8 protein-coding genes are annotated in these 12,111 nt (G+C 38.3%); 6 read left to right on the top strand and 2 right to left on the bottom strand.

Going from position 1 to position 12,111, the window contains the following annotated elements; genetic code table 11:
* A partial coding sequence (locus RAO94_03865; GenBank protein MDP8321471.1) for a hypothetical protein occupies positions 1–498 on the bottom strand: 498 nt, incomplete at its 3' end.
* 425 nt (positions 499–923) lie between these two features.
* On the opposite strand from RAO94_03865, the gene RAO94_03860 reads away from it, so the two are divergent.
* The 3 genes from RAO94_03860 to RAO94_03850 are packed head-to-tail and all read left to right on the top strand — an operon-like array spanning position 924 to position 4,505.
* A complete protein-coding gene (locus RAO94_03860) occupies positions 924–1,844 on the top strand; it encodes an ATP-binding cassette domain-containing protein (protein ID MDP8321470.1) in 921 nt (306 codons plus the stop codon).
* A complete protein-coding gene (locus tag RAO94_03855) occupies positions 1,834–3,141 on the top strand; it encodes an ABC transporter permease (GenBank protein ID MDP8321469.1) in 1,308 nt (435 codons plus the stop codon). The genes RAO94_03860 and RAO94_03855 overlap by 11 nt, the downstream gene beginning before the upstream one ends.
* A gap of 53 nt (positions 3,142–3,194) precedes the next feature.
* Positions 3,195–4,505, top strand: coding sequence for a metallophosphoesterase (locus tag RAO94_03850; protein ID MDP8321468.1), 1,311 nt, complete (start codon positions 3,195–3,197; stop codon positions 4,503–4,505).
* 12 nt (positions 4,506–4,517) lie between these two features.
* Here RAO94_03850 and RAO94_03845 read toward each other — a convergent pair whose 3' ends face one another.
* Positions 4,518–5,984, bottom strand: a complete 1,467-nt coding sequence (locus RAO94_03845) for a hypothetical protein (GenBank protein ID MDP8321467.1) — start codon at positions 5,982–5,984, stop codon at positions 4,518–4,520.
* A gap of 295 nt (positions 5,985–6,279) precedes the next feature.
* On the opposite strand from RAO94_03845, the gene RAO94_03840 reads away from it, so the two are divergent.
* The 3 genes from RAO94_03840 (at position 6,280) to RAO94_03830 (ending at position 11,978) form a co-directional block, all read left to right on the top strand.
* Positions 6,280–6,843 carry a pentapeptide repeat-containing protein gene (locus RAO94_03840; protein MDP8321466.1) on the top strand — a complete coding sequence of 188 codons (564 nt, stop codon included), beginning with the start codon at positions 6,280–6,282 and terminating at the stop codon, positions 6,841–6,843.
* Positions 6,844–6,925: 82 nt separating this feature from the next.
* Positions 6,926–10,432 carry a tetratricopeptide repeat protein gene (locus RAO94_03835; GenBank protein ID MDP8321465.1) on the top strand — a complete coding sequence of 1,169 codons (3,507 nt, stop codon included), beginning with the start codon at positions 6,926–6,928 and terminating at the stop codon, positions 10,430–10,432.
* Positions 10,413–11,978 carry an HD domain-containing phosphohydrolase gene (locus RAO94_03830; protein MDP8321464.1) on the top strand — a complete coding sequence of 522 codons (1,566 nt, stop codon included), beginning with the start codon at positions 10,413–10,415 and terminating at the stop codon, positions 11,976–11,978. Before RAO94_03835 ends, RAO94_03830 begins: the two co-directional genes overlap by 20 nt.
* Positions 11,979–12,111 lie beyond the last annotated feature (133 nt).

Here is a 12,111-nt window from a genome sequence, read left to right as displayed (position 1 = left end):
GCCGTCATCGATAGTATAGACATCCCACTCATCCGGTGCCGAGGTAACCGTCACATTATTTAGTCTCACCAGCACCCCTTCATAAGCCTCCCCGGATGATAGCTGAGAGGTAGTTGTGGTTACAGGTTCCGGCAAAGCATTACCAGTGGAAAGCAGAGTCACGCCCCAGGCATCCTGGATTTCCGTATAACCATAATATTCATCCACAGTACCATTTAATTCCACTTCATCACCCAGATTAAAATCACCCTCTTGATAAATAAGCACACTATTCCAGATCCCGCCCTCTGGATAACTGAGCACATATTTATCACCACTATAATTATTACAGGTAACAATTCCGCTCAGGCTTACGTCCTGTCCTTCGTATTGCGAGGGATAAGTGCCATTCCCGGCATCTTCTGTAAACTGGATATTATAGATCGGCACTGCCATAAGCAGGCTGACAGCACACATAAGCACTATAGTTATAAATAATTTATTCAATTTCTTCATCATTCACCTTCCTGCCAAATACGACTTCCCAGCCCCATATTAAAGTCAAGTAAAATCAAAAAGAATGATAAATCGTAAGACGGGAAATGTAATATAAGAGAATAATTCTTACCACAGAGGTCACAGAGAACACAGAGGAATGTAATGTAAGATTTTTTAACCACCATCCTACGCATAAAGCTTCGGCACGGCAGGCTGAAAACACTGAAAGGCGCTGAAAATGTAATTTAATATTAATATTAATTACTCCGTGAACTCTGCCTGCCGTGCCGTAGCTTCATGCGGAGGATGGTGTCCTCTGTGGTAAAATAAGAAATGCAAATTTATGGACAAAGTGGGCTTGAGGTGAGTAAAACAGGTGGTGAATTATTTTAATTATTGACATTATGAGATAATAGTAAACATGATGACAATGAAAGGGAGGTGCCATGCAAGTCCTTGAAATAAAGAATATTTATAAGCGTTTTGGAGATGTGACAGCGGTGAATGACCTGTCATTTAATTTGGATGCTGGTAATGTATTTGGATTTCTGGGTCCTAATGGGGCAGGAAAGACAACCACCATCCGGATGATAATGAATATAATAGTTCCTGATAGCGGCAGCATCTCTGTGATGGGAAATTCTAAGATATCTGAAATCAATAATACCATAGGCTATCTGCCTGAGGAGCGGGGAATATACCGTAAAATGAAAGTCAAGGAAGTGCTTTTATTTCTGTCAAAACTCAAGGAGATGCGGCATAATGAAGCCAGTAAGGCAATAGACTATTGGCTGGACAGGATGAGTCTGGGAGAATGGAAGAAAAAGAAGGTGGAAGAGCTATCCAAGGGTATGCAGCAGAAGCTGCAATTTATTGCCACTATCATGTTCGATCCCAGTTTGATCATCTTTGATGAGCCCTTTATGGGCTTAGACCCCATAAATGTGAATATCATCAAAGATGTGATAATGGAAATGAAGCGTAAAGGCAAGACAATAATCTTTTCGACCCATTCCATGGATAGTGCTGAAAAGCTCTGCGACCGGATATTACTGATCAATAAAGGTAAAGAAGTTCTTTCAGGCAAATTAAGCGAAGTGAAGCAGCGTTTTGGGAAAAAAAATATACATCTTAATTATGAAGGGGATGATGCATATTTACGGGAATCTGAGCTGGTAGAGAAATTTGATGATTTTGGTAATTTCATAGAAATACAAATGAAGCCGGATGCTGACCCTCAGGAACTTTTGAAGCAGGTATCCAGTCGTTATCGAGTAAGTAAATTTGAGATAGTGGAGCCATCTTTGAATGATATATTTATCCAGGCTGTGTCAGGCTCGGAAACGGGGGTGAGTGATGTTAAATAAAAAAGTAATGGCAGTGATCCAAAGGGAATATGTCACCAGGGTGCGAACTAAAGGATTCATCATTGGCACCATACTTTTTCCATTGATCATAACCTTGATATTTTCGGGAGTATATCTCTTTGGTAAGTTTTTTCAGCCGTCAACGAGGAAATATGCCATAATCGATGAGACCGGGGTAATTTTTACAGAGTTTACAGCAAATCTTGCTGATACTTTAAAAAACGGGGAACCGAAATTTATATTTGAAGAAATAAAGACAACTAGGGAAAACAGGGATGAATTGATCAAAGGTTTGCAGGCAGATATTAATAATAAGAGATATCATGGTTATGTGCTGATCCCGGCAAATATTGTGGAAGAGCGAAAGGCATATTATGCAGCGCGCAATGTGGGAGATTTTGAGGAACAAAGGTCATTCAGCCGGGCAATATCACGTCAGGTGGCAAATTTACGTCTGGCTAAGAAAGGCTATCCTGCTGAAGAGATCAGAGATGAAATCAACCAGGGCTGGGTGGATATGGTGAGTGCTCAGGTAACTGAGAAAGGAGAAGTGAGTAAGAATAGTGCTTCTAATTATCTGATGACCTACCTGCTTTCCTATTTTCTGATGCTGTTTATCATGACTTATGGACAATCCGTGACCAGGAGCGTGATCGAAGAGAAAAGCCAGAGGATAACCGAAACAATAATCTCAACAATCAAACCAGGAGAATTAATGCTGGGTAAGCTGATTGGGATCAGTTTCACGGGGGTAACGCAATTAGCTGTATTTGGAGCTTTCCTCTTTGCCGTAGCACATTATGGAGCGTCATTACTAACTAAGGCAGGTTTACCTCATAATCAATTTATGAGCATCATGGAGAATTTGCAGTTATCAATTCCTGTGCTCCTTTTTTTTCTGTTTTTCTTCCTGATGGGTTATGCGATCTTTGCCATACTATTTGCCGCAGTGGGAGCGATGGTGAATACCGAAGAAGAAGGACAGCAATTCCTGATGCCGATCATCATGTTGAATATAGTAGGATTTTTTATCATGATATCAGTTGCCAAAAATCCTGACACACCAGCAGCCTTCTGGGCGTCGCTTTTTCCATTCTTCACACCGGTGGTGATGTTTTGCCGGATAGCTGTAAGCGATCCCGTGATGCCTTCAGGTGCATATCTATCGATGGTTATCCTGGCTGCGAGTATATTTTTTCTATTCAAACTTGTCTCACGCATATATCGGGTGGGGATATTAATGTATGGTAAAAAGCCTTCTTTGAAGGAAGCTTTTAAGTGGCTCAGGTATAAATAAATTATGGGGGTTCTCACTAAGATCTGGGAAAAAACAAAGCTCTGGGGAAAATTATGATAGTGGTTTTAATGCTTTTTTCGGTTGTAATGCTAATGACAGCATTATCTGTAAGAAAAATAAATCTAAAAGGTAAAAACAAGACCAGATTTGCAGTGATGACAGATATGCATTATTTTCCGGCTTCTCTGATAAATCAACATAGCCTTTCATTCCATGATTATCTTAAGCAGGATGCCAAACTGACTTTGGAAAGTGGAGCTGTGATCAAATCGGCAATAAAGCAGATGATACGTTCAGACATTGAATTTGTGATATTGGCCGGTGATGTATCAAATGAAGGGGAGAAGCTTTCCCATGAAGGACTGGCAGAATTCCTGAAGATTTTTAAAGTCAATAATATCAAAGTGTATATCACTCCTGGCAATCATGATATAAATAACCCCGTGGCCTATAATTTTCTTAGAGACATCCCGGAACGAATTGACACTGTCACACCAGAGGAATTTGAGTCTATATATTACGAATGTGGATTCAAGCAGGCATTTTCGCGAGATGAGAAGACTCTTTCCTATTGTGCGGAGATCAAGCCCGGATTGAAGATAATCACTCTGGATGCTAATCAATATAGATTTCACAAGAGAAACTCCATACCAGATGGTGTGCTTCCGGAAGAAACTCTGCAGTGGGCAGAAGGATTGATCAAAGAAGCAGTAGAGAATGGTGAGAGAATGATAGGTGTGATGCATCACGGACTAGTGGAGCATTTTCTAAATCAGGGCAAAACCTTTGGTGCATTTTTGGTGAAGGACTATCAGAAGATGGGGAAGAGGCTTGCACGAGCAGGGCTGGATTTTGTATTTACAGGGCATCTTCATGCCCAGGATGTGAGTAGTGCCGGGTTTGATGATTGCACTATTTATGATATAGAAACTGCTGCCCTCACCTCAGTACCATTTGCCTGGAGATTATTGAATCTTAAGCCTGATGAGCTGGATATTGAAACAGTCTATATTGATGATATAGACTTTGATTATGGATCAGATTTGCCATTTAGAACCTGGGCAAGTGAGAAGGTCTGGAAAGGTTTACTGGAGCTGGAATCCTTTTTCCTGCGCAGCCATAATGGATTGACTGAGGAGCAGACGAAGGTAGTGGCACCGTATTATGCCCGGGCATTTATGGCTCATTTTAAGGGGAATGAGAAACCTGATGCAGAAGATATTGAGTTTTATGAAAAGCACAGATCAGATCCTAAAAGTCCTTTTCAGAAAGTAGCCCGGATATTTTCCGCTCTCTGGACGGACTCACCGGAGAGTGACCTGGATTTATCGATACCCTTACGGCCTTTGAAGAAACAGGATTAGAATACTTAGATATTATTGTTCATAATAGCCAATATCTGGTGCTGAGCCTATATATTGCGCAGGAGAATATTCAAAGATCACATCATCCCCACTGGAATATTTCTGCCAGCCTTGATCAATCAAACGATAATCATGAACATCTGAGATTTTTTCAGGCTCTATAATACTATTCCATTGAGTTTTCATTCTTGTGTGGTCATTAACAATCGAGTGAGTTTGAGAAATTACTGAATTAAAAGCATAAAAGGTAGTATTTTGACTGGGATTGATGAGATTAAATTCTGCAACAGAATTATCCATGAAAATGGAATTTATCAGGATCAGAATAATATTACTGCCTAATTGGCAAATGCTGTCATCCTCAGATTGATTACCGGTAAAATTGCAATTAATGAAAGAAGTAACTTTTTTTCCGGTTTTAGAATTCAGATATAAGGCAGGATTTCCGGCATGCCTATTGATCTGGCATCTTTGAAGGTAGAGCTCAGTATTATTACACTCTATGGCAAGATCACTATTATCCGTAAAACGGGTATTAGTAAATGATGCCTTCTTCAGGCTGTTTATGGAAACCAGAGGTTTTTGAGTATTACTGTTATTGGTGAAATTGGAATTCATTACTGTGAGAGCATGTTTCTGACGGATCAGAAGATTGAATTCCTGGTTATCTATAAATGCACAATTATCAATTATTGTATCTACCCGATAGAGATTAAGGTCAAAAAATTCATTATTAGCTATGGTGGTATTATAAAGCCGCAGCCAGGAATTTTCCAGTCGCAGACCTGAATTATTATTTTTGAAAATACAATTCCTGAATTCAATATCACTGTATTTAATATAGATAAAATCTTCTTCAAGGAAATTATTCTCCGTAAACTGGCAATTATTGAATAGCAGTGAACAATCCCCATCTACTACAAATAATTTCTGGTTATGGGGCTCTGTTTTGCCTTTGCCTGCACCCGCATCTGCATTGATCCGGGGAAAATTACACCAGGAGAAGCTACTCAGATCTTCTTTATTTCCACCAGCGAGAAATTTGAAACCCTGCCAGTATTCAAGACTGGTTCCGCGATTTGATTCACCAAAATTAAGGTCATTATCATAATCAACAGCGAATGTGACAGGTTGCTCAAAGGTTCCATTAGCCTTGATCATGCCCCCGGGCTCAACGGTGATGGTAAAATTACCAGTGATGATTACTTGTGTACCCGGCATTATCTTGAGTATTTCTCCGTTTCTGATATAGAAATTGTGGTCCAGATGATGAATTTCCGATTCCCAGATAATGTAATCTGCATCATCGGTAATCTGCGATTCGTCCTCGGGAAGAGGTTCCTTCTTAAGCAGTTTCTCTTCTCCAATCAGTTCATGTTTTCCAGGAGAAATCTCGGAATTGCCTTCCACCTTTGCACCACCATCAGCCATCACAAGAATAACGCTCAACATAAACAGGATTGTGATAATGTATTTCATTATACCTCCAGAAATTAAAGACTGCGAACTATCGGGTATATGAATGTATCAGATTGTCAAGGTAATTTTGTGAAGATTATACCACATTTCAAGGGGCAGACCTGTGTGTCTGCCCTGAAAAGGTATTTCAGGGAGCAGATAAGATTATAGCTTAAGTTGAAGAGGGCAGACACATGGGTCTGCCCCTACAAGATTAAAGAAAGTCTTATTGAAAGGTAAATTAGATAAATTACTTTACATAAATGAGGATACTTGTGTATTACACACGAAGAAAAATTATCATAGGAGAAATTTAGTGCAGGAATATTATAATGAGAAATTTACTGAAGAAAATCGACCCCAGATAAGGGATAATATATTTACCTGTTGCAGCTTTACCGGGCTCAATATTACAGAATCAGATTTCAGCAGGGCAGAATTTGATGAATGTGAATTTAAAAATTGTAATCTGGCTTTGATCAAATTTACCGGAGCTAAATTACAGCAGGTGAAATTCTTATCTACCAAACTGCTGGGGATAAGTTTCATTGATTGTGATAAGCTGATAATTGAGATGGGATTTAAGGAGTGTCTGATCAAGGAATGTAATTTTTCAGGATTAGAAATACCTGGAACAGCATTTAACCTCTCTGAAATCTCCAATAGTGATTTTATCAGTTGTAAACTTCTCAAAGCAAAGTTTAAAGGAGTGAAATTTGAAGATGTTAACTTTCACAGCAGTGATCTGTCAGGATCAGATTTTAGAGAAGCAACCGGCTATCAGATCGATCCCAGAAGTAATATAATAACAAAAGCCAGGTTTGATCTGCCAGAGGCAATATCCTTTTTGAGCTACCTGGGAATTCTGCTTGATAGCTGAAATAAAGTAATAACGTAAAAAATAAGCTTGACTGAAAAAATGAATATGAACAACATTCATTCATACTAGAATCGGAGGATTTATGATCAAATATGTTCCTGAATATATTTTTGAAAAATATGAAACAGGGGTCTATCAGGATCGGTTCCAGGGTTATGCTTTATTTTTTGATATCAAGGATTTTACCCGCATCACAGAAGCCTTGACCAGAAAGGGACAAAAGGGTGCAGAAGTAATAAACAAGATACTGGAAGATGCCTTTTCACCAGTTATCACGGCAGTAGAAGCTCAGGGTGGATTTGTGACCGGATTTGCTGGTGATGCTTTCATGGCAGTATTTGATGGGGTCACTGGCGAAAGAATATTATCTGTATATCAGGTGATCAAGGACAGCCTGGCAAGTGCACCAATAATCAAGGAAGTAGCAGCTGATTTCAGAATAGATGCCAGATTAAGTGTCAGCTTTGGTGAGCTCCAGTGGATAATATTAAATAATGAATATCAGAATGAATATTTCTTTTATGGCAGTGCAATAGAAGAGTGTAATTCCTTTGCAGATCTGAAACAGGACGTGATCTTCTCTGAGGGTGCAGTTCAGGATATTGGGGCAGAATATTTTACTAAGATCAATAACGTAAATGTACCCATTGATCAGAAATTTAAGACATTATCTCCTGAGAAAAGAAAATATAAATATTCCAAGAAGACAGTTAACTCATTTTTAAATAAATTTCTCCATAATTACCGGGCAGAAAATGAAATCCGTGATATATCTAATGCCTTTATTTATCTTGATAAGATAAAATTTGAACATCTTAATGAGGTTATTGGACAAATTGAGATGCTGGCAGGACGATATAATGCATTTTTTAATAAACTTGATTATTCTGATAAAGGGCTTTTAGGTATATTGATATTTGGTGCACCTCGTAAATATGAAAAAACTCTTGATAGAATGATGTTCTTTGTTAATGAGTTAATGTGCATCTCACCAGATATTAAGCTGGGAATATCCAGTGGCAGGGTATATGCAGGTTACACAGGAACTCCTGACTGTCAGGAATATACAATCCTGGGGTATCCTCCCAATCTGGCATCGCGATTAATGATGAAGGCAGAACTGGGTGAGACTCTGATTGATATTTTTTCTTTTGAACAATTATTGAACAGATACAATTTCAGTGATCTGGGTAGAATCAAAATGAAAGGATTTGCCAGTGATCTGCCTGTATATAGATATGATGGAGAAAAACATCATCTGGAAGACTCCGGCACCAGTAAATTCTGTGGCAGAAGAGATGAGCTAACCCATATTTTGAATTGCATAAAAGATATAGAGTGTAAGTATCTCAAAGATCAAGAAGGTTTTAAAATCCTCTATATCCACGGAGAACCGGGAATGGGTAAAAGCAGACTTGTGAAAGAAGTGTGCAGCAGCCTGAATGAAGATGAAGCAGAATGGTGTTATTTGTTATGTGATGGCATATTAAGGCAGCCCTATGCTCCAATAATAAAATTTCTAAAAGAATATTTTCAATTCAATCCTAAATTGTCACTGGAAGATAATAAAAACAGGTTTAATGATATATGGCATGAGTTGTCTGGTGAAGATATTGAAATGATCAGAATAGAATCCATAGTAGGACAACTTCTGGGCTATAGATGGCAGGGCTCGATCTGGGAACTGCTGCCACCGTCAGCACGCCCCCTGCAGGAAAGAAAAGCACTGGTTACCTTATTTATGAAACTTGCTGAAAAAAGGAATGTTATCATCCATCTTGAGGATGGGCAATGGATCGATAGCGAAACTTTAGAATTCCTTCAGGCTCTTAGTCTTGAGGCAAATAGAGGGATCATTATTTTATTCTGTTGTCGAAATTCTGATGACGGGAAAGAAATTGAATATAAATTTGAAAGAGCCTGGAGAGATCATATCAGACTTGATCCCTTGTCTGATGATGAATCTACTGAACTGGTTCTACAATTTCTCGAATTACCGGAATTGCCTGCAAAAACGGCAGCTCTGATTTTAGAAAAAAGTCAGGGGAATCCTTTATTTCTGGAGCAGATCACACTTTATCTAATGGAGCAGGATTATCTGGATAGTAGTGGAAATTTGACAAAAGACGTTGAGATGGTCACTGCTTTTGGGATTTCAGATATTATAGGTGCCAGAATTGATAACCTCACAGAGCAGATCAGGAAACTGGTTTATTTTGCCAGTGTTCTGGGGGTGGAATTTGATATTCCGATATTATCTACCATGATAAGTCATGATCTTGATCAGGAAGCTGATGAAGTGGTTAGTAATTGCATCTGGATAAGATTAAAGGAATTGCATTTCATATTTGCTCAGATATTATTTAGAGATACTGCCTATAATCGACTGCTGGAGGAAAAGAAAAAACAGCTTAACCTACTGGCAGCAGAGAGCTATGAAAAGATCTATAACAAGCAGGAAATGAAACCTTATTATGAAATTGTGGGATTACATTATGAAAGGGCAGAAATACCTAAAGGAGCTTATGCCTATTATGCAGCAGCTTTTTTTGTAGCCTATCGGGATATGAGATTGAAGAAGGCTTTGCAACTTGCCTGGAAATCTCTTAAAATTAAAGAAACGGTGCTGGAAGCTGATGATATTCTGATCGCACAGAGCTATAATTGCCTGGGATTGGTTTACCATGCCATGGGTAAATATCATAAATCACTGAAATATACTTTACAGGCACTGGCATTATTTGAAGAGAAAGATGCCAAATTTGAATTGATAATTGGTCTTTTGAACAATGCCGGTAATGCTTATAGTCTTTTAGGAGAATATGAAAGAGCTTTGGAATATCATGGCAAGTCATTATTGATCAAGTCTATTGAATTAGGTGAAAAACATTTTGATTATGCTATAAGTGTGATGCATCTGGGTAATGTATATTTACATATGGGTAATAATGAGGAAGCATTAACTCATTATGAAAAGTCATTGAAGATATTATTGGAATGTGAGGAGGATTATCCGGGCAAGCTGGTGATGTGTTACGGTAATCTGGGAGCTTTTTATTTACAGAACAATAAGTTCCAGCAGGCACTGGATCATCTCCAGCAGGCTTTGCCAATCCTGGAAGAAAATGATAGTCTTGATATGCCGGTTGCAGCACCTCTACTGCGGCAGATAGGTAATGCCTACAGTGGTTTGGAAATGTATGAACAGGGACTGGAAAATTTATATAAAGCATTGGATATTGAAGAGAGAATTTATGGAAAGAACCATCCTGAAACAGCCACAACTTATGATTACCTGGGAAGATCTTATATTAATACTCCTGAAAAGGAAAAAGCGCTTGAATTTCTTAATAAGGCATTGAAAATCTATCGGGAATATTATGGAGAGGAGCATCCCGCTACTGCACATCTCTATTTCAGTATTGGAGATTGCTTCTTCAAAATGGAAGATATAAAATCTGCCAAAGAAAATTTTGAGCAAAGCTATGCCCTGCTGCATAAAATTGCTCCTGATGGAGAACTAATTAAAGAGGTAGCAACTTATCTTGAAACAATAAAGAAGAAAATAGATGGTAAAAACAATAAATAACCAAAATGAGCACCGGACCAATTTAAAAGAATTAGCAATGCTGGAAAAAATCAGCATTATGCTTACTCAGGAGCGGGATTTCGATAAACTGTTTGGGTACGTATTAGATGCTGCAATTGAATACAGTAATGCAGAAGGCGCAACTATATATATGGTCGATGATGATTCAAAACAATTGAGATTTATAAAAGTTTTTAATTCAGTAATGAATGTATCTTTGAACGCTGATCAGATTGATTGGCCTCCGATACCATTATTTACCGAAGAGGAACCAAATCTGACGAACCTTGCCACTTTGTGCTATCACCACAAGTGCAGTTATAATATTGCAGATGTATATGAGCAGGAGATTTTTGATAATAGCGGAACTTTAAAATATGATAAACTGAACAATTACCGAACCAGGTCAATCGTAGCCATTCCCATGAAAGACCACAAAAATAGCATAATTGGTGTGATCCAGCTGGTTAATGCTCTTGATGATGAAGGAGAAAAAATTGCCTTTGTTGAAGAGGAAATCGGCAATCTGGAAGTATTAGCTTCCTTTTCAGCGATTCTGATGAATAATCAGATGTTGATCAAGGATATTCAGACTTCATTTCATCAGTTCATTTTTTCGATTGCCTGGGCTATTGATAAGAAATCAAAGCATTTCTCAGGACATATTGCCAGAGTTTCTGAACTGGTAGAAATGTTTGCCAGTGAGATCAATAATTATCAAGAGGGTGAATCCAAATTTGCTGATATTGAATTTACTCCGGATGAGCTGGAAGAAATCAATATTGCCGGGTTGATGCATGATCTGGGTAAGATCATCACTCCCATGCACATACTTGATAAAGGTAGTAAACTCCAGAAGATCACAGATAGAATTGAGCTCGTACTGGAGCGGATAGATCATATAAGATCTATTGTGCAATTGGAATCTTATTATGCGGAAGCTGACAGGAAGAAAGAACTGGAAGAAATACAGAAGAAAATTGATCATTATGAAAAATTTCTGGTTCAAACTGATCCTGGTAGAGATTTTATAAGTAATTCAGACCTTGAAACTCTTGAGGAAATATATCAGTTCAAATACTTGATCAATGGTAAAAGCCATTACATTATCAATGACGATGAATATCTTAATCTTAAAATCCGCATAGGAACATTAAATCCTGAAGATATCAGAATAATTCGCGAACACGTGGTGGTTACCGGAGAAATGCTTTCTCAAATCAAATTTCCTGCCTATCTCTCCAATGCACCATTATATGCTAAATTGCATCATGAGAAACTTAATGGTGATGGTTATCCTGAAGGACTTACAGGTGATTGTATACCTCTGCAGGCTCGCATCCTGGCTCTTTCAGATGTATTTGAAGCACTTACGGCCGCTAGACCATATAAAAAGGCTCAGAAACTATCTGAAACATATAAAATTCTTGATAAAATGGTTACTGCTAATGAGATCGATGAAGATTTATATCAGTTTGCAGTTGAACAGGGCATTTTTCATAGATATGCCCAAAAGCATTTAGCAGAAGATCAGATTGATCAGTAAGTGATCTAATTGATTTTAATGAAGCAAAGCCGGTAACTGCTACTGCTATCTGATTCTGGAAGGGGCAGGAACATTAAACGCTAATCAAAGCGTTTCACAGGACGATGACAATAGGGTTGTCCTCCCTTTTTCT

This window comes from Candidatus Stygibacter australis, assembly GCA_030765845.1.
GTDB lineage: Bacteria > Cloacimonadota > Cloacimonadia > Cloacimonadales > TCS61 > Stygibacter > Stygibacter australis.
The sequence above is the reverse complement of the archived record's forward strand: the minus strand, read 5'-3'. Positions and strand labels throughout refer to the sequence as shown.